A 22,849-nucleotide genomic window follows, 5' to 3' on the forward strand; every position below is an offset into this window, starting at 1 on the left:
CTCGCCGACTGCTCCGCACACCCCGATCTCGTACGCCAGGCCTGGCAGGCCGAGCAGCTCGCGCCCATAGAGTCCGGCGCGCACTGGCTCGTCGCCGAGGCCCGCCTCGACCACACCATGCCCGCCCTCACCCGGATCCGCGAAGGGCAGCGTGGCCCCGTGCTGACGGACACCCCTCGGGGATGTGGCGTGGTGGCTCGTGCCGCTCGATGCCGCCGAGGAACTCGCGGACGTCCGGGCGGTGTCCGTGAAGCCGCACGGCTGGACGCTGCACTGCCCGCCCTCGGGCCAGGTTCTGCGCAAGCACCTGTGGCTGAACTACCCGGACGGGTCGGGCGTCCTCACCGACCCTGCGGTCCTCGCCGCGGCGTTCGGTCCGGGCGGCTTCCGCTACCGCGTGGGGGTGCAGGCATGACCGCGGACACGTCCATGACCGAGGCACAGCAGCAGCTCGCGCCGGACATCGAGACCATGCGCAGCACCGCGCACCGGTTCCTCGCCCCGGACGCCCGCCCCATCCCCACCAGCGAGGTGACGACGCTCGCCGCCGCCCTCCGCGGACATGTCGAGGAACTCATCCCCACCATCGAGGCGATGACCCGCGACTTCCCGGCCGGCGACGTCCCGAGCGCGTGCGCGCTGGTCTGCTGCCGGGAGGCCCGCATGCGGCTCGGCCTGCGTCCGGGCTACAACAGCCCCGGTCAGATGACGGTGGCGATGAAGCTTGCCAGGTCGGTGAAAGCCCTGTGCGATCACTATCGGATTCTCGGCGGCGCCTGATGCCGGGGTTCGGGTTCTGCGCCTGGTGCCGCGGCTACACCGCGAACGTCCGGCTGATCAACGTCGAGGACCAGGGGTCCGGGAGCCGCCAGGTCAGCCGCTACGCCTGCCCCGCGCACATCCGGCTGCGCGGCCTCAGTCCGTTCTCCGGCGGCCCGGCGGATGCGCCGCCCGCCGCGGCTCCGCCCGCCCGTAGTCGCCCGTAGCCGCCCCCCTGAACTCCCGCCCGTCCCGCACCCCAGGCTCCATGGGGCGGGCGGGTCAGCACCCCACAACCTGCTGGCACTCGTCCACAACAGGAGGACAACGTGACCGTTGCGTTAGAACACCCCGCCACCACCCGCACCCGGGACCCGCAGGAACTCCTCAACGCGGTCGCCCCCCACATCACCGAGCTGACCACCAACATCTTCGACTCCGGCATGAGCCTGTGGGACCGCGAGGTCGCCCTGCTCCTCCGCGACCACACCATGGTCCGCGACATGGCCGAACGGATCCTCGCCAACGCCGTCATGTACGTCATGGGCTCCATCGAGAACCCCGACCAGCACCTCGGCGTCGGCAGGCTCGTCGACATCGGCGTCCACCAGCTCATCCTCGACACACCCGTCTGGTGGGGCATCTGCCGCCTCTACAACGGCGGCCGGTTCAAGCACCACGCCCCGTTCATCGAGCGCCGCCGCGACGGCCTGTGCCTGCGCACCGGCGACTTCCTGCGCTCCCAGGGCTGGGCGATCGACGAGGAACTGTGGGCCATCGACGGCACGGAGTGCTCGCCGTGCGACGACAAGGTCCCCGACAGCCACTGACCCCGGCTACAGTCGCCCCCGCCCTCACAGCACCCCCGAGGGCGGGGGCTCCGCATCCCGACGACCCAAGGAACCGCTGTGCCCGTACCGCACGACATCGCCGCCGAGACCGAACTGTGGGACGCCTTCGCCGAGTCGGCGTTCAAGGACGACGCCGAACCGTCGTTCTGCTGGACCCAGTACGCCGGCCACGGCCCCGGCCCGGAACTCCTCGGCAGCCCGGAGTCCGTGCTTGAGGTCGGGTGCGGCACCGGCCGCGCGCTGGCCCGCCTCGCGCAGCGGGGCGTGAAGGCGACGGGTGTGGACCTGTCGCCGCGCATGGTGCAGCTGGCGGGCGAGAAGTGGGCGCCGCTCGGGGTGCGGATCGAGCAGGGCGAGATCCTGGACTGGCTCGCCGCGGACGGCGGCCGGTACGACGCGGTGTACTCCATCTTCGGCGCCGCCTGGTTCACCGATCCGTCTCGGCTGTTTCCCCTCGTCCGTCAGCACCTGGCCCCGGGTGGCGTCTTCGTGTTCTCCCAGCCGCCGGCCATCCCGGGCGCCTACGGTCCGCAGGGCATGTACAAGGGCGGGTTCGCGGGGAAGGCCACGTTCACCTACCGGTACAGCTACCGGCCCGCGGTGTGGGAGCGGCATCTGCTCCGGGCAGGGTTCACCGCGGCAGAGGCGACGGTGGTGGACGCGCCCAAGGCCGGGCACATCGGGACCCTCATCGTCCAGGCCCGAGCCTGAGGCCTCCACGCGGGCCAGCCTGGGCTCGAAAGACGCCCGTCAGCCCCGCACCCATGCGGCATGGGCGGACGGGCCCGTGATCGCTCGCCTTGGCCAGAACCGTTGGGAAGCGCGCCGGCCAAGGCGAGCACAAAAACGTCGTCAGGATGACGCGCCGCCGTGGTGGCCGCCCGTCGCCATACACTGCCAGCACCCTCGCGCGGCCCCCGCTCCGGCCGCCCTCGACGGCCCGCTGCCACCCGCCCCAGGCAGCGGGCCGTCGGCGTCTCCGCAAGGCGACACTGAAGGCACAGTCAACTCAGTCCAGCGTCACCTGCTGGGCTCGCTGCTCTGTATAAGCGCCGTACTCCTCCTGGTCCAGAACCCTGACAGGAAGCCTTTTGACGAGCGGCTCGACGCCGTCCGCCACGATGGTGACGACCAGGGCAGTCTCACCGGGCACGAGTTCACGGACGTCACTGAAATCAAGTGTCGGCAGTGCCCGTGACCACTGCCCGTGGACGATGCTGTCGGTTCCGCCGTCCCACTGGATCGCCGTGATCCCCACGGACGAGACGAAGGTGACCGTTTGCCAGCCCTCTTGCGGTCCGAGGCTGCCCAATCCCTCCAGGCCAATCCTGACGCCCGGGTTCTTGGCGGCGTACGCGCTCGCGTTGTTGAGCGTCACCGTCGCCCACGTCTGCTTGAAGCTCTCCAGCTTTCGCCACCCCGTGATGTCGTCCTCGTCATGTACCGCCGCGAAGACGGGCTCGTTCGGGAAGCTGAAGTTGAACGTGATCTCAATGTCTAGGGCAGGGCGGCCAGTGGCGGCCCGGTAGGCCCATAGCGCCACGATGGCGGCCACGGCGGTCACAAGACAGGTGTAGATCACCAGGGCCGTGTTCACGGTGACCGCCCGGTCACGAGTGCCAAGCCCCAACGTCCAGCCAGCGAAGGCGGCGCCTACGACGAGAGCAGCACCAGCGGCTATCACCGCGAGCGTCACCAGAGTGATCCAGTATCGGGGGTCACGAGGGAGTTTCACGAAGGGAGTGTTCCACGGCCAGGGGCGTGTCCGGTCCGGCGTCACCCCGAGGACTGTGGTCCCATCCGGCTGGCCATCCGCGCAGCTTCCTCCGGAGTCACCAGCCGCACCTTACGGCGAAACGCGCCCTTGATCACGAAGAAGCACGAGAAGCGGCCTAGTGGGCCGATCTCCCGACACTCGTACAGGCCAGTACCGGGCAGCGGGAAACCGTAGGGGGCGGTATGGCTGCGCTCAAGGAAGGCGCGCGCGTACACGTACTTCTTGTTCGTGCCGCGGATCCTGGCCACCCAGCCAGTTACCGCGTCACAGGTGACCCGGTCCGGCGTGATGGACACCCCGGGGAACACCCTGGCGGGGTCCGCGGTCGCGATGTCGACGGGGATGTCCAACGCCGCTGTTGAGGCTGCCTTCTGCTCGCCGGTGGCGTGACGCGTACAGACCCCCGGGTGAGGACCGAGGCCGTACCAGACCATCAGCGGCATGGAGCAGCGCGTTCCTCTGGTCGTCGTGGTCGTGCACTGGCTCACGCTGGCCCCCGCCCCGTCATGGTGGAGCCGGGCCCCATCGGGAGGCCCGGCAGTCCCGAACACCCATGCGGGACGGGTGCAGCGTAACCGGCACCGGCAGGCGTACGACGGGTGCCTCGGCAATGCGCCTGTCTACGCCTCGTCGCCGTCGTACCGGCGCCCGATCAGGTCGCTGATCGTCAACGTCCTGGAACGGGTCGGCATCGCCGCCTCCCAGTAGGTACGCCGGTGCGCGTCCCACTCCTCCGGCGACATCTCGTGGAGGGGCTTCGCAGGGGCCTGCGGCGCCTCCGGCATGGGTGTGGTGGCCTGCGTGTACTGGTCGACGGACTCGGCGAACTCCGGGCTCGCCAGGGCCTCCCGGACGCCCCGGTCGACGGCCGCCTTGATCCTCGACTCCGACATGGCGGCGACTCTAACCGCGTCCTCAGATCCCCGCCCCCGTTCGCCGCAGGACACGCAGCGAGTCGTGGGCCGAGACCTCCGTGAAGGCGCCCGACTCCAGGGCGCGGAGGTAGACGCGGTAAGGGGCCTGGCCGGTGAACTCGTCCTCCGGGTCCGGGAAGACGTCGTGGATCACGAGGAGTCCGCCTTGGGCCACATGGGGGGCCCACCCCTCGTAGTCGGCGGTGGCGTGCTCGTCGGTGTGGCCGCCGTCGACGAAGACGAGGCCGAGCGGGGAGTTCCAGAACGCGGCGATCTGCGGGGACCGGCCGACGACGGCGACCACGTGGTCCTCCAGGCCCGCCCTGTGCAGGGTGCGCCGGAAGGTGGGCAGCGTGTCCATCAGCCCGATCTCCGGGTCGACCGTCTCCGGGTCGTGGTAGCCCCAGCCCGGCTGCTGCTCCTCGCTGCCCCGGTGGTGGTCGACGGTGAGCGCGGTGACCCCGGCCGCGCGGGCCGCGTCGGCGAGCAGGACGGTCGACCGCCCGCAGTACGTCCCGACCTCCAGCAGGGGCAGGCCGAGCCGCCCCGCCTCGACGGCGGCCGCGTACAGCGCGAGTCCCTCGCCGACGGGCATGAACCCCTTCGCCGCCTCGAACGCGGCCAGGATCTCGGGCTTGGGGGCTGCCGCGGTCATGGGCGTCCTCTCACTCGTTCACTCGTGTCTGCTGTCCGGGCGTCCATGCTGCCGCACGCGCTTCGCCGTCCGGTCGACAGGGGGTCTGCGGCGGCCCCGCCGGCCCGCCGCGGGCGGTGGCGGAAGAGGGCCGCCCGAGCGGGGCACCTCCTCCAAGTCCGCTGTGCGCCCATCAAGTTGGCCGCAGGAGCTGGCTTTCAAGCGCACTCCAGCACCTACACTGACGCCGCCAACCCGCCCCACCTGTGACGGAGCACCGACATGCGTTATCGCGTCCTCGGCAAGACCGGCATCGAGGTCAGCACCCACTGTCTCGGCACGATGATGTTCGGGGGCATCGGCAACCCCGACCACGAGGACGGCGCCCGGATCATCAACGCGGCGCTCGACGCCGGTGTCAACTTCGTGGACACCGCCGACATGTACTCGGCCGGTGAGTGCGAGGAGATCGTCGGCAAGGCGCTCAAGGGCCGGCGCGACGACGTGGTGCTCGCCACGAAGGTGCACTTTCCGCTGGGGGAGGGCCGCAACCGCAGCGGCAACTCGCGGCGCTGGATCCTCAAGGCCGTCGAGGACAGTCTGCGGCGGCTGGACACCGACTGGATCGACCTCTACCAGGTGCACCGCCCCGACCACACCACCGACATCGAGGAGACCCTGTCCGTCCTCGGTGACCTGGTGACGGCGGGGAAGATCCGGGCGTTCGGCTGCTCCACGTTCCCCGCCGAGGACCTCGTCGAGGCGCACTACGTGGCGGAGCGGCGCGGGCTGATGCGGATGCGCACGGAGCAGCCGCCGTACTCGATCCTCGCCCGCGGCATCGAACGGGCCGTGCTGCCCACCGCGCAGCGCCTGGGCATGGGCGTGCTGACCTGGTCGCCGCTCGCCTCCGGATTCCTCTCCGGCGCCCACCGCGAGGGCCGCCCCGTCGACCTCGCCACCGGCCGGGCCAGGCTCTCCCCGCAGCGCTTCGACCCCGCGATCCCCGGCAACGTAGCGAAGTACGCGGCCGTCGAGAAGCTCATCGCCCTCACCGAGGAGATGGGCTGCACCCTGCCGGAGCTGGCCGTCGCGTTTCCGCTGGTGCACCCGGCCGTGACGTCGGTGATCATCGGACCGCGCACCATGGACCAGCTCACCGGGCTGCTCAAGGGGGCCGAACTGCTCCTCGACGACGCGGTGCTCGACCGCATCGACGAGATCGTGGCCCCCGGCACCGACCTCTACCGGGCCGACGGCGTCTGGCAGCCACCGTCCCTCACCGACCAGTCCACCCGCAGGCGCCCCACCGGGGAACGCGCGGCCGCAGGCTGAGCCCGCGTAATCCGCGCCCCAAAGGGGCGCTGGGGGTACCCCCGGCCGAAGGCTGGGGGAGGAACTGCGCGACCGGCCACGGCGGCGCCGCGGACGGCGGATGGCGGACGGTGGTGTGGCTGACCGTCTCCCCGGGGAGCGCGAGGACCAAGTCGACCTGGGCCCAAGCGCCCCAAAGGGGCGCTGGGGGTACCCCCGGCCGAAGGCTGGGGGAGGAACTGCGCGACCGGCCACGACGGCGCCGCAGACGGCAGACGGTGGTGGGGGCGACAGTCGCGGCCGCCCCCACGGAGTGTCACGCGCTGACCGTCTCCCCGGGAAGCGCGAGGTCCAGGTCGACCGCCCGGTCGTCCCCGGCATGGGTCGCCGCCGAGGCGAGCGGGCCGTGGCCCGCCGCCTTCGCGGCCAGCACGTACGCCCCCTCGGCCGGCACCGCGAGCGCATACGTGCCGTCCTCGGCGGACAGCGTCGCCCCCGCCTGCCGCCCCCGCCGGTCGATCAGGGTCACCTTGGCGCGGGCCACCGGCACCCCCGTGGCGTCCAGGACGCGGCCGCGGAAGCCGCGCAGCACCGCCTCGGCGCCCGCGAGCACCGCGTCCTCCTCGCTGCTCGCCCGCAGCTGCGTGTGCTGGGCGACCTCGGCCGGCCGGCCCCGCTTCGGCAGGAGCAGGGCGAGCACCAGACCCACCGCGACCGCTCCGGTGGCGATCAGGAACGAGACCCGGAAGCCGTGCATGGTCGGGATCGCGACGCCGCCCACGTGGTTCGCCGTGTTGGCCAGCACCATGCCGATGACGGCGCTGGACACGGACGTGCCGATGGACCGCATCAGCGTGTTGAGGCCGTTCGCCGCACCGGTCTCCGAGGCCGGGACGGCGCCGACGATCAGTGCCGGCAGCGAGGAGTAGGCGAGGCCGATGCCCGCGCCGAGGACGACCGCGATGACCAGGCTCTGCCACGGCGCGCTCATCAGGCCGAGACCGGAGCCGTAGCCGATGCCGATGATCAGCATGCCGAGGATCAGGGTGGTCTTCGGGCCGTACTTGGCCGACAGGCGGGCGTAGACGGGGGCCGTGAACATCATCGTCAGGCCCAGCGGGGCGACCAGCAGACCGGCCGTGACCATCGACTGGCCGAGACCGTAGCCGGTGGCCTTCGGGAGCTGGAGCAGCTGCGGCAGGACCAGCGAGACGACGTAGAAGCTGACACCGACCATGATCGAGGCGAGGTTGGTGAAGAGCACCGCCGGGCGGGCCGTGGTGCGCAGGTCGACCAGCGGGGCCGAGTGGCGCAGCTCGAAGACGCCCCAGAGGAGCAGGACGGCCACCGAGGCGGCGAACAGGCCGAGCGTGGTGCCGGACGACCAGCCCCAGTCGCTGCCCTTGGTGATGGGCAGCAGGAGCAGCACCAGACCGGCCGACAGGCCGATCGCACCGAGCACGTCGAAGGAGCCCTCCGCGCGCATCGGGGATTCTGGTACGACGAGGAGGGTCAGGGCTATGGAGAGCACGCCGAGGCCGGCGGCGCCGTAGAACAGGGCGTGCCAGTCCATGTGCTGCGCGACCAGGGCCGCGGCGGGCAGCGCGAGGCCGCCGCCGACGCCGATCGAGGAGCTCATCAGCGCCATCGCCGAGCCGAGCTTCTCCCGCGGCAGCATGTCGCGCATCAGGCCGATGCCCAGCGGGATCGCGCCCATGGCGAAGCCCTGGAGGGTCCGGCCCGCGATCATCGTGAGCAGGTCGCTGGTGAGCGCGCTGATCAGCGCGCCGACCACCATCACGGCGAGGCTCAGGATCAGCATCCGCCGCTTGCCGTAGAGGTCGCCGAGGCGGCCCATGATCGGGGTGGCCACGGCTCCCGACAGCAGCGTCGAGGTGAGGACCCAGGTGGCGTTGCTGGGTTCGGTGCCCAGCAGCTGCGGGAGGTCCTTGATGACCGGAACGAGCAGGGTCTGCATCACCGCGACCACGATGCCCGCGAAGGCGAGCACCGGGACCACGGCCCCGCTCGCGCCCCGGGCGGGCTGGTCGGTCGTCGTGTGCGTCATTGAGTGGGGCCTCCGGGCCGAGAGAGTGACGGGAAGTACGGCATGCGTGCGGGATAAGTGCTCGGTAAACCTCGTATGCACAGGCAACTATTCCGTTGCTTCGAGCTCCTAACGAATCCTTGACCGTCCCATGGGTTTCTGATCTCCCGTCAGGGGCTGGCCTGTTAGTGGAACATGTTCTAATCTCACGCGCCATGAGTGCCATGAAGGCCTATGTGGCCGGGGTCGGGATGACGAAGTTCGAGAAGCCCGAGACCCGTGACTGGCAGTACTGGGACATGGTCCGGGAGGCCGGCGGCTCCGCGCTCGCCGACGCCGGGATCTCCTACGCCGATGTGGAACAGGTTCCCGTCGGCTACTGTTTCCAGCCCTCGACCGCCGGTCAGCGCGCTGCCTATGAGCTGGGTCTCACCGGCGTCCCCGTCTACAACGTCAACAACAACTGCGCCACCGGTGCGACCGCGCTGATGCTCGCCCGCCAGCTGGTCGAGGGCGGGGCGGCCGACTGCGTCCTGGCCCTCGGCTTCGAGAAGATGAAGAGGGGTGCGCTGGGCGGCGGGGCCGACGGCGGGGACTTCTCGACCTCCCCGGTCGCCCGGCACTACGGCGTCATGGCCGCCCGGCACGGCTTCGAGATGACCCCGCCCACCGCACAGATCTTCGGCGACGCGGCCCGCGAGCACATGGAGCGGTACGGCACGACCGAGGCGCAACTCGCCGCCGTGGCCGCCAAGAACCACCGGCACTCCGCGGACAACCCGTACGCCCAGTTCCAGGACGTGTACGACGTCGCCGGCATCCTCGCCGCCCGCACCGTCCACCGCCCGCTCACCAAACTCCAGTGCTCGCCCACCTCCGACGGCGCGGCGGCGGCCGTGGTCGTCTCCGAACGGTTCGCCGAACGGCGCGGCCTCTCCGGGCTGGTCGAGATCGTCGCGCAGGCGATGACCACCGACACCGAGGAGTCCTTTGCGTCGGGCTCGTGCATCGACGTCGTCGGGCAGCCCATGTCACGGGCCGCTGCCCGGCAGGTGTACGACCGCTCCGGCCTCGGCATCGAGGACGTCGACGTCGTCGAACTCCACGACTGCTTCTCCGTCAACGAGCTGCTGACGTACGAGGCGCTCGGCATGTGTGCCCTCGGCGGGTCGGGCAAGCTCGTCGAGTCCGGCGCGACCACGTACGGCGGCCGCTGGGTGGTGAACCCCTCCGGCGGGCTCATCTCCAAGGGGCATCCACTGGGCGCGACCGGGCTCGCGCAGACCGCCGAACTGGTCTGGCAGCTGCGCGGCACGGCCGGCGACCGGCAGGTGCCGGAGGCCCGGGTGGCACTCGCGCACAACATCGGGCTGGGCGGGGCGGCCGTGGTGACCCTGTTCCGGCGGGCGGCGTAGGCCGTACGACCGGGGACCGAGGGCCCGCGACCGAGGGCCGGCGACCGAGGGCCGGGCGGCCGGGTGGGCCGAAAAGCCGATGCAAGGACCGTAACCGCCTTGAGAGCATGACGCCCATGCTCGAAGCCGCGGACACCTCACACATATCCCGCCGGGTCGCGCCCCCCACCTGGCTGGTGGTGTCGCTGGCGTGCGCCGGGCAGTTCCTGGTCGTCCTCGACGTGTCCGTGGTGAACGTGGCGCTCCCGTCGATGCGGACCGACCTGGCTCTGAGCGCCTCGGGCCTGCAGTGGGTGGTGAACGCGTACGCGATCGCCTTCGCCGGTTTCATGCTGCTCGGCGGGCGGGCCGGCGACCTGTACGGCCGCAAGCGGATGTTCCTGGTCGGGCTCGGCCTGTTCACGCTGGCCTCGCTCGGCGGCGGGCTCGCCCAGGACGGCTGGCAGCTGCTGCTCGCCCGCGCCGTGCAGGGGCTGGGCGCCGCCGTGCTGGCGCCCTCGACGCTGACCCTGCTCACGGCCGCCGTGCCGGAGGGGCCGGCCCGGGCGCGGGCGATCGCCACCTGGACGGCGGTCGGCGCAGGCGGCGGCGCGGCCGGCGGACTGGTCGGCGGGGTGCTGGTGGACGCGCTGTCCTGGCGCTGGGTGCTGCTCATCAACGTGCCGGTGGGCGCCCTGGTCCTCGCCGGATCCGTGCTCTGGCTGACGGAGAGCCGGGCCGGTGACCGACGGCGCCTCGACCTGCCCGGCGCCCTGCTGGTGACGGCGGGCCTGGGGACCCTGGCGTACGGCATCTCGCAGACCGAGGCCGAGGGATGGACGGCGGCCGCCACCCTGCTCCCGCTCGCCGCCGGCCTCGCCCTGCTCGGTCTGTTCCTGGCCGTCGAGGCGCGTACGGCGGCCCCGCTCATGCCGCTCGGGCTGCTCGCCCGGCGGCCGGTGGCGTCGGCCAACGCGGCCATGCTGGTCTCCGGTTCGGCGATGTTCTGCATGTGGTACTTCATGACGCTCTACGCCCAGAACGTCCTCGGCTACAGCCCGCTGGAGGCCGGTCTCGCCCTGGTGCCCAGCTCGGTCGCCGTGCTCGTCGGCTCCAAGACGGCGCCGCGGCTGATGCGCCGGGCGGGGGCGCGGACGGTGGCGGTCTCCGGCACGCTGGTCGCGGCGGCCGGGTTCGCCTGGCAGTCGACGATGGGCCCGCACGGCGCCTATCCGACGGCCATCATGTTCCCCGGCATCCTGATGCTGCTCGGCGCGGGCCTGGCCGCGACCCCGCTGGCCGCGCTGGCCACGTCCGGGGCGGCGCCGGCGGAGGCCGGACTGCTCTCCGGGCTCGTCAACACCTCGCGCACGATGGGCGGTTCGCTGGGACTCGCGGTGATGTCGACGGTCGCGGCGGCCCGGACCGGCGGGGGCGACGGGGCGGCCGCCCTGACGGCGGGGTACGCGGCCGTCTTCCGCGCCGGCACCGGGGTGCTGCTGGCCGGGGCGGTGCTGATGCTGCTGTGGCTGCCGCGCCGGAAGGCCTCCGCGAAGTAGGCCGGAGAATTCCGGGACGGCGGGCAACGGTCCGGGCGGCTCGTGGACTCCTTTGTGTATCTAGGAGGTGCCCATGGGGGAGCGGAAGGATGCTCGGAGCGAGGAGTTCCAGAGCTTCATGATCGGCCGCTGGCCGCGGCTGATGCGTACGGCATTTCTCCTCACGGGGGAGCAGCACGCCGCCGAGGACCTGGTCCAGTCGACGCTCGAACAGGTCTTCGTGGCATGGCGGAAGGTCGGCTCGGCCGACGACCCGGAAGCGTACGTACGGCGCGTGATGATCAACGCGCACGCGCGCAGGCACAGAAGGAAGCTCAAGGAGTTCCTGGCACCGAAGGACGACTCGGGCCTGGTGCGCGAGACGCCGGACACGGGGGACCGGATCGCCCAGGCCGACGACCGCAGCGCCCTGATCGAGGCACTCGCCCAACTGCCGCCACGGCAGCGGGAGGCGGTGGTGCTGCGCTACTGGGAGGACCTGACGGAGACACAGGCGGCGCAGGCGATGGGCTGTTCGGCGGGCACGGTCAAGAGCAACGCGGCCAAGGGGATCGCGAAGCTCAGGGCCATACCGGGACTGGCCGACATGGTGACGCAGGGAGGGCGAAACTGATGAGCGCGGACCGGGAGAACCACGACATGACACAGGCGGAGTCGGACATCGCCCTCCTCCTCGCGGACGCCGCGGACGAGGTCGAGATCGGCATAGCCCCCGTGCAGGCGGTCCTGCGCGGCGGCCGCCGGCGCAGGACCCGGCGGTGGGCGGTGGCGGCGGCCACGGCGGTGGCGGTGCTGGCGGGGTCGGCGGGGGCGACGCTGGCGGTCGCCGGGCTGCCCGGGGAGCACCGGACGCAGGTGGCGGCACACCCGGCATCACCCGAGGCACGGCATGTGTACGACCCGCAGTGGACGACGCTGTCCCGCGGGACGTACCAGGGCAGGGAGTGGAGCGCCAATGTCCAGGTGTGGGGAGCGCCCCGAAACGAGACCGAGGCGGACCGGCAGTTCGACGCTATGGACGCGATGGGGATGAAGCCGGCGGACGTCCGGGTGCCCGCCGATCTGATCGGCAAGATCTCGTACTTCGCGACCCGGGGCTGGGAAGGGGAACACGGCCAGCAGGTCATGTTCAACACCGTCCGCACACCGGAGACCTACGCCGGCACGGACCTGGAGGCCATCGCCACCCGGTTCTCGTCCGACCCCGCGAGCTCGGGCCGGCTGGTGATCGGCATCGTCGCGAAGACGGCCCAGGAGGTCACCTGCCACTGGAAGGACGGCAGGACCGGCGTGGCTCACCCCCTCGTGGGCTTCTCGGCGCACGACGACGGCAACGCGATCCGTGCGGTCGACGGCTTCCCTACGGCGAACTGGTTCGTCTGCGTGGCCCCGCAGGGCACGGTCTACCAGTCGGCGGAGGTGACGAAGTGACGCACCGCCGTCCGCCGGCCGGCTCGCCGGGAGGTCACAGCCACCCCTGCTGCCGGGCCTCCCGTACCGCCTCCGCGCGGTTGCGGGTGCCGGTCTTGCCGATCGCGGCGGAGAGGTAGTTGCGGACCGTCGACTCCGACAGATGCAGCTTCGCCGCGATGTCGGCGACGGTCGCGCCGTCCACCGACGCCTTCAGTACGTCGCACTCGCGGGCGGTGAGCGGGTTCGGCCCGGCGCTGAGCGCGGCGGTGGCGAGCGCCGGGTCGACCACGGTCTCCCCGGTGAGCACCCGCCGGATCGCCCGGGCCAGTTCCTCCACCGGCCCGTCCTTGACGAGGAACCCGGCCGCCCCGGCCTCCATCGCCCGGCGCAGATAGCCGGGCCGGCCGAAGGTGGTGAGGATCAGCACCCGGCAGTCCGGCGCCTGCTCGCGCAGCTCCGCCGCCGCGTCCAGGCCGCTCATGCCCGGCAGTTCGATGTCGAGGAGGGCCACGTGCGGCCGGTGGACGAGCGCGGCGTCCACGATCGCGTCGCCGGTGCCGACCTGGGCGACGACCTCGATGTCCGGCTCCATCCCGAGCAGTAAGGCGAGGGCCCCGCGCATCATCCCCTGGTCCTCGGCGAGGAGCACCCGGATGGACTTGGCGGGCCGGTGGTCCCGGGGCATCTCGTTCGCAGGCTCGTACACAGCCCAAGCGTAGCCTCGGGCCCGGCAATTAAAGAATAGCCATTGTTCCGCGCCGCAGGTCTTGACGGCGGTTGACGGTGCTCAAACAATCGCCTCTGCAATTCCCCGAATGGTCGGCGAATGGTCGGCATTTCGACAGCTGAATAGGTTCGGTATTTCGATCGAACGGCGTTCGGGATACCGAACGCCAGGAACCCGCACCGCCCTACGAGGAACCAAGAAGAGGTGCACCGTGTTCTCAGTGCCCGTACGAGCCCTGCGCTCCTGTCCGCCGCGCATCCGGAGAGCCGTCCTGTCCGTGCTCGCCGCGTTAGCGACGATCGCCGCCCTCGTCGTCGGGGCCGGCGTCCCCGAGGCGTCCGCCGCGAGTTCGCTGCCCTGTGACGTCTACGCCGCCGCCGGCACCCCGTGCGTCGCCGCGCACAGCATGGTCCGGGCGCTGTACTCGTCGTACAGCGGCTCCCTCTACCGGGTGCAGCGCGCTTCGGACGGCGCCTCGGCCGACATCGGCCTGCTGGCCACCGGCGGCTACGCCAACGCGGCCGCGCAGAACTCCTTCTGCGCTGGTACGACCTGCATCATCACGAAGATCTACGACCAGTCGAGCAGGCACAACGACCTCACGGTCGAGGGCGCGGGCGGGGCCGGCGCGGCCGATGTCGGGGCCCCGGCGGACGCGCTGCCGGTGACCGTCGGCGGGCACCAGGTCTACGGCCTGGAGATCTCGGCCGGCATGGGCTACCGGGACAACTCCACCTCCGGTGTCGCCACCAACGGCGCCGCCGAGGGGATGTACATGGTCACCTCCGGCACCCATGTGAACGGCAGCTGCTGCTTCGACTACGGCAACGCCGAGACCAACAACAAGGACACCGGCAACGGCCACATGGACGCCATCAACTTCGGCACCGAGTGCTGGTTCTCGCCCTGCTACGGCTCCGGCCCCTGGGTCCAGGCGGACCTGGAGAACGGGCTGTTCGAGTCCAACCTCGGCTACAGCACCAACTCCTCCAACACGGGCACCGGCGCGATACCGTTCGTCACCGCGTTGCTGAAGAACAACGGGCAGGACCATTTCGCACTGAAATGGGGAAACGCACAATCGGGCGGTCTCACCACCACCTATTCCGGCGGTGAGCCCAGTACCAGCAGCGGTTACTCGCCGATGCACCAGGAGGGTGCGATCGTCCTCGGCACCGGCGGCGACAACAGCAACGGCTCCATCGGCTCGTTCTTCGAGGGCGTGATGACCTCCGGCATCCCGACCGACGCCGCCGACGACGCCGTCCAGTCCAACATCGTCTCCGTCGGCTACGGCGGCGCGACCGGCTCCGCCGGCAGCCTCGGCTCCGCCTCGGAGATCTCCCTGAAGGCCACCACGTCCTGCTGCACCGCCGACTACGTCCGCCACCAGAACAACGCCGGCGTGCTGTCCGCCATCACCTCCAGCAGCTCCGCCCTCGACAAGAGCGACGCCACCTGGATCGTCCGCCCCGGTCTCGCCGACAGCTCCTGCGTCTCCTTCGAGTCCCGGAACTACCCCGGCGACTACCTGCGCCACTACAACTTCAAGATCTACCGGCAGCCCATGGACGGCACCACCACGTATCGACAGGACGCCACCTTCTGTCCGACGACCGGCAAGAGCGGCACCGGCACGTCCTTCGCCTCGTACAACTATCCGACGAAATACCTGCGGCACTACAACTACAACCTCTACATAGCCAGCGACGGCGGCTCCAACGCCTGGGACAGCGCCACGTCCTGGACCGACGACGTGAGCTGGGTGGTCAGCTCGCCCTGGGCGCCGTAGCGGCCGCCGGGGTCAGAAGCTCCAGCGCCTCGGTGGGCAGCTCCGCGGTGACCGTGAAGCCGCCGCGCGGCGCCGGGCCGGCCGTGAGGGAGCCGCCCGCCGCCGCGAGGCGCTCGGTCAGCCCCTTCAGGCCGGTGCCGCCGATGCCCTCCGGACAGGGCTCGGCGGCCACCGCGCCCGAGCCGTCGTCGGTGACCGTCAGCCGGGCCCGCCCGGCGGCGCTGTCGACGATGATCTCGCAGCGCGTGGCGCCGCTGTGCCGGACCACGTTGGTGACCGCCTCGCGCACCACCCAGCCGAGCAGCGTCTCGGTCTGCGGGGCGAGCGGTGCCCCCGCCTGCCGGACCACCGGCTCGACGCCCGCCGCCGTCAGGGCCGAGCGGGCCCGGACGAGATCGGCGGCCAGGCTGCCCTCCCGGTAGCCGGTGACCGCCTCGCGGATCTCGGTCAGCGCCTGCCGGCCGACCGACTCGATGTCGGAGATCTGCGTCAGCGCCGCGTCCAGATCCCGGGGCGCGACCCGCCGGGCCGCCTCGGACTTCACGACGATCACCGAGAGGGTGTGCCCGAGCAGGTCGTGCAGATCCCGCGAGAAGCGCAGCCGCTCCTTCTCCACCGCCCGCCGGGCCAGCTCCTCGCGGGCGGCGCGCAGCTCCCGCACGGCCTCGGAGAGGGAGAGGATCGCGGCGGTGATCATCGTCGACAGGAAGGTGCCGTAGGCGATGGTGATGGCGTCGGAGCCGTCCCGGTACCAGGAGACCGCACCCGCGAAGCCTGCCAGCAGGATGCCGGTGCGGCCCAGCCAGGGCCCGCGCAGCGCCGCGCCCGCGGCCAGGCCGAGCAGCGGGAAGAACATCAGCCAGCTGCCGCCGTAGCCGAGGGCCAGGCCCGTGGTCAGCAGGCCCATCAGCAGCAGGGCGACGCGGGTGGAGGTGGCCTCCCTGGCCTCTTTGCGGAAGGAGCGGAAGGTCACGTAGATGTACAGGGAGTTGAAGACGAGCAGGCCGAAGCCGCCGATCAGCGGGTCGGCCGTCTTGCCCTGGAGCAGGTTGGAGAGCGAGCCGAGCCCCATCAGCAGCCACGGGAGCAGGGCGAACCCGGAGGGCGGCGGCCCCGCGTGCTCGGGCACCTCACCGTTCTTCCGGGCGGCCCTCTGCTGCTCCTTGAAGCGGGTCATGTCCTCCCGCCACTGGGCGCGAGCCGTCCGCCAGCCGTCCGCCTGACACTTCACCTGCTGCCACCACGCCATGACACTCTTCCCCCGTTCTGTGCGGATCTGTTCCGTTCCGCTCCGTCCGGCCGTACTGTCCGGCGGTACGACCCTACGGAAGGCCGCGCCGGTCCGGCAGAGGCGGATGTACGGCGGCGGGCAGGACAAATGTCATGGTCCGGCGGCACTGCATCTGACACGACGTCAGGAGCCTTCACAAGTGCGGAGCGCTGGGCTATACAAGGGGCGCTGGAATGGAACGCGTTCTAGATCTGCACCCGTGGACGACCTCGGTGCGGCCGACGGTGCGGACGGCCGTGCCGAGGTCTTGAGACACCTCAGGAGCCGTATGCCCATCGACGCCGCCAAGGCCCTCGCCGCCGAACCCAGGTCCGGGGAGATCCGCTGGGAGCGCCGGGACGTCCAGCTCTACCACCTCGGCATCGGCGCGGGCCGCCCCGCCACCGACCCCGACGAACTGCGCTACACCCTGGAGACCCGGCTGCACGTGCTGCCCAGCTTCGCCACCGTCGCGGGCGCCGGCTCCCCCGGGGTGATCAGCGGACTGTCCATGCCCGGCATCGACGTCGACCTCGCCAAGGTGCTGCACGGCGGCCAGTCCCTCATCCTGCACCGCCCCATCCCGGCCGCCGGCACCGCCACCGCCACGGGGCGCATCGCCGCGATCCACGACAAGGGCAAGGCGGCCGTCCTGGTGATGCGCACCGAGGTCGCGGACGCCGACGGACCGCTGTGGACCAACGACGCGCAGATCTTCGTACGGGGGGAGGGCGGCTGGGGCGGCGACCGCGGCCCCTCGACCCGGCTGGAGCCGCCAGCCGGCGAACCGGACCGCACCGTCGAGCGCCCGGTCCGCGAGGACCAGGCCCTGCTCTACCGCCTCTCCGGCGACTACAACCCGCTGCACGCCGACCCCGAGTTCGCCAAGCTCGCCGGCTTCGACCGGCCCATCCTGCACGGACTGTGCACCTACGGGATCACGCTCAAGGCGGTCGTGGACACGCTGCTCGGCGGGGACGTGAGCCGGGTGCGGTCGTACACGACGCGGTTCGCCGGGGTGGTGTACCCGGGGGAGACGCTGCGGATCCGCATGTGGCGCGGTGACGGGCGCGTCCAGGTGGCCGTCAGCGCTGTGGAGCGGGAGGACGCGCCCGTCCTCGCCGACACGATCGTCGAACACTCTTGATCAGTTGAGCAGCTGAGCAGTTGAGGGGAGCCGCACCATGCGCGCAGCCGTACTGCACGAGATCGGCCAGGAGAAGCTGGAGGTCCTCGACGACGTCGAGGCGGTGGGGTTCGGGCCCGGCAGGGTGCGGATCCGGGTGCGCGCCACGGGGCTGTGCCACTCGGACCTGTCGGCGATGAGCGGGGTGCTGCCGCAGCCGGGACCGTTCGTGCCGGGCCACGAGGGCGCCGGCGAGGTCCTGGAGGTGGGGGAGGGCGTCACCCGGGTGAAACCCGGTGACCGGGTGGTCGTCTGCTGGCTCCCGGCCTGTGGCGCCTGTCCCGCCTGCAAGCGCGGCCAGACCGAGCTGTGCCTCGCCGGTTTCATGAACGCCGGCACCCCCAACTTCAAGCGCCCCACCGGAGACGTCTTCGGCTTCGCGGGCACCGGCACCTTCACCGAGGAGGTCGTCGTCGACGCCGGGTGCGCGGTGCCGATCCCGGACGACGTGCCCTTCGACATCGCCGCGCTGATCGGCTGCGGGGTCACCACCGGGCTCGGCGCGGCCCTCAACACGGCCGACGTGCAGGCCGGTTCGTCGGTCGCCGTCATCGGCTGCGGAGGCGTCGGGATCTCGGCGATCCAGGGGGCCCGGCTCAAGGGCGCGGCCGAGATCGTCGCCGTCGACCCGGTCGAGTCGCGGCGCGAGTCCGCGCTCAGGTTCGGGGCGACCAGGGCGGTCTCGCCGGACGAGCTGCCCGGCGCCAAGCAGGAGGTCACCGCGGGCGAGGGCTTCGACTACGTCTTCGAGGTCGTCGGCAGGTCAGCCACCGCCCGGACCGCCTACGAGAACACCCGGCGCGGCGGCACCCTCGTGGTCGTCGGCGCGGGCGGCATGGACGACTTCCTCCAGCTCAACATGTTCGAGCTGTTCTTCGACGAGAAGCGGATCCTGCCGTCCATGTACGGCGGCGGGGACGTGGTCCGCTCCTACGAGCGGACGATCGCCCTGTGGCGGGCGGGCCGGATCGACCTGGAGGGCCTGATCACCCACCGGGTGCCGCTGGCCGACATCAACGAGGCCCTGGACCAGATGCGCACGGGCACCGCCCTGCGCACCTGCATAGAGATCTGAGGGGCCGCCGTATGCAGGAGAGGCCGCTGGAAGGGCTGGCAGCCGTCGTCACGGGGGCCGGCCGGGGCCTGGGCCGGGCCGAGGCGCTCGAACTGGCCCGGCTGGGCGCGGCCGTCGTCGTCAACGACTTCGGCCGGCCGGGCCGGGACGGCTCGGGGGCGGCCTCCGCGGCGCCCGCCGAGCAGGTCGCCGAGGAGATCCGCGCGGCGGGCGGCCGGGCCGTCGCCCACACGGGAGACGTCGCCGACTTCTCCCAGGCACGGGACCTTCTCGCCCTGGCGACAGCCCATTACGGAAAGCTGGACATCCTCGTCAACAACGCCGGGATCCTGCGCGACCGCATGGTCTTCTCCATGACCGAGGACGAGTGGGACTCGGTGATCAGGGTCCATCTCAAGGGTCACTTCAACACCACCCACTTCGCCGCTGCGCACTGGCGGGACCGCGCCAAGGCGGCGGGGGACGGGAAGGTCTACGGCCGGATCGTGAACACCTCCTCCGAGGCCTTCCTCGCCGGCTCCGCGGGCCAGCCCAACTACGCGGCGGCGAAGGGCGGCATCGTCGGCCTGACCACCTCCACGGCCCTCGCGCTCGCCAAGTACGGCGTCACCGCGAACGTGATCTGCCCGCGCGCCCGCACCCGGATGACCGAGGACGTCTTCGCCGGTTTCGAACAGCCCGCCGAGGGCCTCGACCCCCTGGCCCCCGAACACGTCGCCCCGCTCGTCGGCTACCTGGCCTCCCCGGCCGCCGGGCGGATCAACGGCCAGCTGCTCGTCGTGCACGGCGGCATGGTCGCGATCGTGGAACGACCGCGCGTGCAGGCCAAGTTCGACAGCAAGCAGGACACCTTCGACTACGCCGAACTCGACGCCGCGCTCACGCCGCACTACGCGCAGCGGCCGGTGGGGGAGACGTTCGCGGCGGCGGAGGTGCTGGGGCTGAAGCGGCAGTGATGTGTGACATACCACTGGTTGGTATGCCGCCGCGCGCACCGATCAGCCGCACCCGAGTGGCACAGCCGCACCCAAGCGGCACGCCGGCACAGCCGCACCCAAGTGGCACGCCGGCACAGCCGACAACAAGCCTTACAGCGCGGTGATTTTAACCGGCCCACCACGGGGCGAATCCAGGCGGGCACGCCGACCGCAGCTAGTTCGTTACAAGCCGTGCCAGCGGGGCCTGTTGCAGGGGCACCGGCCGGGCCACGACAGGTCCCGGAGGATCCGGTTCCGCCGGCTCCCCGGGCGTACCCGACGCCCCGGCAGCCGTGCCGTCCCGAACCGGATCCTCCGGGCCGGCGTCCCCCGGCCCCCCGTGCTCCCCCGTCTCCCCCCAGGGCACCGCCACCGCCGCCACGCCGCACGGGACCTCCCCCGTGGCGTACGGCAGCCGCAGCACCCCGTCCCGCGTCCACACCCCGGCGCCCGTCAACCACCCCTCGGGCGCCGGGAGATGACACATCCTGCGCGCTCTGGGCCGCCAGGCCCCCAGCCAGCTGCCGAGCGGGCCGTCGATCCGCAGCGCCACCGCGCAGCTCTCCGGCACCAGCACCTGCCCCGGCTGCGCGGCGAACGGGGTGACCACGCAGTCCGGGCACTCCGGCACCCGCAGGCTCTCCGGGAAGCGCACCGGCAGCGTGCTGCCGAGGACACCCCAGCCCAATCGTTCCTGCCCGGGGCTGGGCGCGTCCGAGCCGACCAGGATCAGCCCGCTGTCCGGGTCGGCGAGCAGCAGCCGGTCGTCGCTGTCCGGCGCGATCTGCAGCAGCGGCGACACCTCGCCGGCGCGCTCCAGATCGACCACGACCGCCTTGGTCCGCCCGCCCAGCTCCCGGTCCAGGGCCAGCATCCGCCCGGCCCGGTCCAGCCAGACCCCGCCCGAACACCGCCCCGGCACCACCGCGAGCCGCTCCGGCCCGAAGGCCCCGCCCGCCACCAGCCAGACGGCGGAGGAACGCGGCCCCACGGCGAGCGCGCACGCGTGCACACCCCCCGGCGCCGGCGGCAGCAGCCGCAGCGAGGCACCCTCGTCCGGGCACTCCACCGCGCCCAGCGGCAGCTCGCCGGTACCCGGCCCGGTCGGATAGAGGAGGGCGAAGTGGTGCCGCCCGTCCACCAGCCGGCGGATGAGCACCCGCCCGTCGCCCAGCGGCTGCACCTCCGTGTCCGGCTCCTCCGGCTGGTTGCCGGGGAGGGGTACGGCGTAGGGCTCGGGGCCGTCCAGCGTCCACCGCTCCGGGTACCAGGAACCTTCCTGCTGGGTCAGCCGGGCCGCGTACGCCCCGTCCACCGTGATCGTGCAGCCCGCCCCTGGCGCGCTGTCTTCCCCGTCCGCAGCCGAGGGTTCGATCGCACAGGCCGTCATCGCTCGGTCACCTCCGGCCACGAAGCTAGTTTTCGCACGCACAGGCGGGGCAGCGGCTGCCGACGGCTTCACACATACGGGTGCACACTCGACGATTCGCCTGAGGAAACCGGGGCCGGTGTGCTGGGTGCCGACTCCGATGGGCGAGCAGGTACAGCCCCACGGAACAGGCAGGTAGCCTTTCCCCGTGCCCCGTCTGTCAGAAGTCATCACCGCGCTGGAGAACCTCTGGCCCGCCGAGCGGGCCGAGTCCTGGGACGCGGTCGGTACGGTCGTGGGCGACCCCGACCAGGCGGTCACGCGGGTCCTCTTCGCCGTCGACCCGGTCCAGCGGATCGTCGACGAGGCGGTGAAGCTCGGCGCCGACCTGCTGGTCACCCACCACCCCCTCTACCTGCGCGGTACGACGACGGTCGCGGCCTCCCACTTCAAGGGCCGGGCGGTGCACACCCTGATCAAGAACGACATCGCGCTGCACGTCGCCCACACCAACGCCGACACCGCCGACCCGGGCGTCTCCGACGCACTCGCGGGCGCCCTGGACCTGCGCGTCGTGCGACCCCTCGTCCCGGACCCGACCGACCCGGAGGGCCGCCGGGGCCTCGGTCGCGTCTGCGAGCTGGACCACCCGGTGACCGTCCGCGAGCTCGCCGACCGGGCCGCCGCCCGCCTCCCCGCCACCGCACAGGGCATCCGCGTGGCCGGCGACCCCGAGGCCCTCGTCCGTACCGTCGCCGTCAGCGGCGGCTCCGGCGACAGCCTCTTCGACGTCGTCCGCGCCGCAGGCGTGGACGCCTTCCTCACCGCCGACCTGCGCCACCACCCGGCGTCGGAGGCGGTCGCCCACAGCCCCCTCGCGCTGCTCGACGCGGCGCACTGGGCCACCGAATGGCCCTGGTGCGAGCTGGCCGCGACCCAGCTCGACGAAATCTCCGACCGCCACGGCTGGGACCTGCGCGTGCACGTCTCCAGGACGGTCACCGACCCCTGGACCAGCCACTCACCGTCCCTTGGAGCCCCCAACTGAACGCAGCGCCCGCCGACCAGATCCGACTCCTCGACGTCCAGGGCCTGGACGTACGCCTCCAGCAGCTGGCGCACAAGCGGAAGTCGCTGCCCGAGCACGCCGAGATCGAGTCGCTGACCAAAGACCTGACCCAGCTGCGCGACCTGCTCGTGGCCGCGCAGACCGAGGAGAGCGACACCGCCCGCGAGCAGACCAAGGCCGAGCAGGACGTGGACCAGGTGCGCCAGCGCGCCGCCCGCGACCAGCAGCGCCTGGACTCCGGCGCGGTCACCTCCCCGAAGGACCTGGAGAACCTCCAGAGGGAGATCGTCTCCCTCGCCAAGCGCCAGGGCGACCTGGAGGACGTCGTCCTGGAGGTCATGGAGCGCCGCGAGTCCGCGCAGGAGCGGGTCGCCGAGCTGACCGAGCGGGTCGGCGCGGTCCAGGGCCGGATCGACGAGGCGACCGCCCGCCGTGACGCCGTGTCCGAGGAGATCGACGCCGAGGCGGCGACGGTCACCAAGGAGCGCGAGGTCATCGCCGGCTCGGTCCCGGCCGACCTGCTCAAGCTCTACGACAAGCTGCGCGAGCAGCAGGGCGGCATCGGCGCGGCCAAGCTCTATGCCCGCACCTGCCAGGGCTGCCGCCAGGAGCTCGCCATCACCGAGCTGGCCGAGGTCCGCAAGGCCGCACCCGACACCGTGGTCCGCTGCGAGAACTGCCGCCGGATCCTGGTGCGCACCTCCGAGTCGGGCCTGTAGGAA

General features: G+C 71.8%; 24 protein-coding genes. 16 read left to right on the forward strand and 8 right to left on the reverse strand.

Annotated features, from left to right (window positions below):
• Positions 1-199 precede the first annotated feature (199 nt).
• The 5 genes from JF597_RS55645 to JF597_RS23340 all read left to right on the forward strand — a co-directional run bounded on the left by JF597_RS55645 (position 200) and on the right by JF597_RS23340 (position 2,321).
• Positions 200-415 carry a hypothetical protein gene (locus JF597_RS55645; RefSeq protein ID WP_366916440.1) on the forward strand — a complete coding sequence of 72 codons (216 nt, stop codon included), beginning with the start codon at positions 200-202 and terminating at the stop codon, positions 413-415.
• Positions 412-780: a DUF6415 family natural product biosynthesis protein gene (locus JF597_RS23325; RefSeq protein WP_293997936.1), complete on the forward strand. Its 369-nt coding sequence runs from the start codon at positions 412-414 to the stop codon at positions 778-780. Before JF597_RS55645 ends, JF597_RS23325 begins: the two co-directional genes overlap by 4 nt.
• On the forward strand, positions 780-986 hold the full coding sequence (locus JF597_RS23330) for a hypothetical protein (RefSeq protein WP_293997938.1): 207 nt from the start codon (positions 780-782) through the stop codon (positions 984-986). Before JF597_RS23325 ends, JF597_RS23330 begins: the two co-directional genes overlap by 1 nt.
• Before the next feature lie 102 nt (positions 987-1,088).
• Positions 1,089-1,589 (forward strand): hypothetical protein, encoded by a 501-nt coding sequence (locus JF597_RS23335; protein WP_293997941.1) that lies wholly within the window; start codon positions 1,089-1,091, stop codon positions 1,587-1,589.
• 78 nt (positions 1,590-1,667) lie between these two features.
• Positions 1,668-2,321 carry a class I SAM-dependent methyltransferase gene (locus JF597_RS23340; protein WP_293997944.1) on the forward strand — a complete coding sequence of 218 codons (654 nt, stop codon included), beginning with the start codon at positions 1,668-1,670 and terminating at the stop codon, positions 2,319-2,321.
• 298 nt (positions 2,322-2,619) lie between these two features.
• Here the strand turns inward: JF597_RS23340 and JF597_RS23345 are convergent, their stop codons facing one another.
• The 4 genes from JF597_RS23345 to JF597_RS23360 all read right to left on the reverse strand — a co-directional run bounded on the left by JF597_RS23345 (position 2,620) and on the right by JF597_RS23360 (position 4,956).
• On the reverse strand, positions 2,620-3,306 hold the full coding sequence (locus tag JF597_RS23345) for a hypothetical protein (RefSeq protein ID WP_293997946.1): 687 nt from the start codon (positions 3,304-3,306) through the stop codon (positions 2,620-2,622).
• Positions 3,307-3,386: 80 nt separating this feature from the next.
• A complete protein-coding gene (locus JF597_RS23350) occupies positions 3,387-3,830 on the reverse strand; it encodes a hypothetical protein (protein ID WP_293997949.1) in 444 nt (147 codons plus the stop codon).
• A 177-nt stretch (positions 3,831-4,007) separates the two neighbouring features.
• Positions 4,008-4,280, reverse strand: coding sequence for a hypothetical protein (locus JF597_RS23355; protein WP_293997952.1), 273 nt, complete (start codon positions 4,278-4,280; stop codon positions 4,008-4,010).
• A 22-nt stretch (positions 4,281-4,302) separates the two neighbouring features.
• The gene (locus JF597_RS23360) at positions 4,303-4,956 is read right to left on the reverse strand and encodes a class I SAM-dependent methyltransferase (protein WP_293997954.1); all 654 of its coding nucleotides are present in this window, start codon (positions 4,954-4,956) and stop codon (positions 4,303-4,305) included.
• Between the two features lie 261 nt (positions 4,957-5,217).
• Between JF597_RS23360 and JF597_RS23365 the strand changes: the two genes are divergently transcribed.
• Positions 5,218-6,270: an aldo/keto reductase gene (locus JF597_RS23365; RefSeq protein ID WP_293997956.1), complete on the forward strand. Its 1,053-nt coding sequence runs from the start codon at positions 5,218-5,220 to the stop codon at positions 6,268-6,270.
• A 295-nt stretch (positions 6,271-6,565) separates the two neighbouring features.
• Here JF597_RS23365 and JF597_RS23370 read toward each other — a convergent pair whose 3' ends face one another.
• Complete coding sequence (locus JF597_RS23370; protein WP_293997959.1) at positions 6,566-8,317, reverse strand: MFS transporter; 1,752 nt, start codon at positions 8,315-8,317, stop codon at positions 6,566-6,568.
• Positions 8,318-8,520: 203 nt separating this feature from the next.
• On the opposite strand from JF597_RS23370, the gene JF597_RS23375 reads away from it, so the two are divergent.
• The 4 genes from JF597_RS23375 (at position 8,521) to JF597_RS23390 (ending at position 12,680) form a co-directional block, all read left to right on the forward strand.
• On the forward strand, positions 8,521-9,711 hold the full coding sequence (locus JF597_RS23375; RefSeq protein ID WP_293998019.1) for a lipid-transfer protein: 1,191 nt from the start codon (positions 8,521-8,523) through the stop codon (positions 9,709-9,711).
• 116 nt (positions 9,712-9,827) lie between these two features.
• Entirely contained in the window at positions 9,828-11,249 is a 1,422-nt protein-coding gene (locus tag JF597_RS23380) for an MFS transporter (RefSeq protein WP_293997962.1), read from the forward strand.
• A gap of 73 nt (positions 11,250-11,322) precedes the next feature.
• On the forward strand, positions 11,323-11,862 hold the full coding sequence (locus tag JF597_RS23385; protein WP_293997965.1) for a SigE family RNA polymerase sigma factor: 540 nt from the start codon (positions 11,323-11,325) through the stop codon (positions 11,860-11,862).
• Positions 11,862-12,680: a hypothetical protein gene (locus JF597_RS23390; protein ID WP_293997968.1), complete on the forward strand. Its 819-nt coding sequence runs from the start codon at positions 11,862-11,864 to the stop codon at positions 12,678-12,680. Before JF597_RS23385 ends, JF597_RS23390 begins: the two co-directional genes overlap by 1 nt.
• A gap of 34 nt (positions 12,681-12,714) precedes the next feature.
• Here the strand turns inward: JF597_RS23390 and JF597_RS23395 are convergent, their stop codons facing one another.
• Positions 12,715-13,347, reverse strand: a complete 633-nt coding sequence (locus tag JF597_RS23395) for a response regulator transcription factor (RefSeq protein WP_293998022.1) — start codon at positions 13,345-13,347, stop codon at positions 12,715-12,717.
• A 262-nt stretch (positions 13,348-13,609) separates the two neighbouring features.
• Between JF597_RS23395 and JF597_RS23400 the strand changes: the two genes are divergently transcribed.
• Positions 13,610-15,181 (forward strand): alpha-L-arabinofuranosidase B, encoded by a 1,572-nt coding sequence (locus JF597_RS23400; RefSeq protein WP_293998024.1) that lies wholly within the window; start codon positions 13,610-13,612, stop codon positions 15,179-15,181.
• Here the strand turns inward: JF597_RS23400 and JF597_RS23405 are convergent.
• Entirely contained in the window at positions 15,159-16,430 is a 1,272-nt protein-coding gene (locus tag JF597_RS23405) for a sensor histidine kinase (RefSeq protein WP_293997971.1), read from the reverse strand. The two genes, JF597_RS23400 and JF597_RS23405, sit on opposite strands and share 23 nt — an antisense overlap.
• Positions 16,431-16,740: 310 nt before the next feature.
• On the opposite strand from JF597_RS23405, the gene JF597_RS23410 reads away from it, so the two are divergent.
• The 3 genes from JF597_RS23410 to JF597_RS23420 are packed head-to-tail and all read left to right on the forward strand — an operon-like array spanning position 16,741 to position 19,668.
• On the forward strand, positions 16,741-17,598 hold the full coding sequence (locus JF597_RS23410) for a MaoC/PaaZ C-terminal domain-containing protein (RefSeq protein ID WP_293997976.1): 858 nt from the start codon (positions 16,741-16,743) through the stop codon (positions 17,596-17,598).
• 37 nt (positions 17,599-17,635) lie between these two features.
• A complete protein-coding gene (locus tag JF597_RS23415; RefSeq protein WP_293997979.1) occupies positions 17,636-18,712 on the forward strand; it encodes a Zn-dependent alcohol dehydrogenase in 1,077 nt (358 codons plus the stop codon).
• Positions 18,713-18,723: 11 nt separating this feature from the next.
• Positions 18,724-19,668: a 3-oxoacyl-ACP reductase gene (locus JF597_RS23420; RefSeq protein ID WP_293997981.1), complete on the forward strand. Its 945-nt coding sequence runs from the start codon at positions 18,724-18,726 to the stop codon at positions 19,666-19,668.
• A 196-nt stretch (positions 19,669-19,864) separates the two neighbouring features.
• Here JF597_RS23420 and JF597_RS23425 read toward each other — a convergent pair whose 3' ends face one another.
• Positions 19,865-21,079, reverse strand: coding sequence for a hypothetical protein (locus JF597_RS23425; RefSeq protein ID WP_293997984.1), 1,215 nt, complete (start codon positions 21,077-21,079; stop codon positions 19,865-19,867).
• Positions 21,080-21,266: 187 nt separating this feature from the next.
• Between JF597_RS23425 and JF597_RS23430 the strand changes: the two genes are divergently transcribed.
• Positions 21,267-22,106 (forward strand): Nif3-like dinuclear metal center hexameric protein, encoded by an 840-nt coding sequence (locus JF597_RS23430; protein WP_293997987.1) that lies wholly within the window; start codon positions 21,267-21,269, stop codon positions 22,104-22,106.
• Entirely contained in the window at positions 22,103-22,846 is a 744-nt protein-coding gene (locus JF597_RS23435; protein ID WP_293998027.1) for a C4-type zinc ribbon domain-containing protein, read from the forward strand. The genes JF597_RS23430 and JF597_RS23435 overlap by 4 nt, the downstream gene beginning before the upstream one ends.
• Positions 22,847-22,849 lie beyond the last annotated feature (3 nt).

Origin of the sequence: Streptomyces sp., assembly GCF_019510245.1 — a bacterium.
GTDB lineage: Bacteria > Actinomycetota > Actinomycetes > Streptomycetales > Streptomycetaceae > Streptomyces.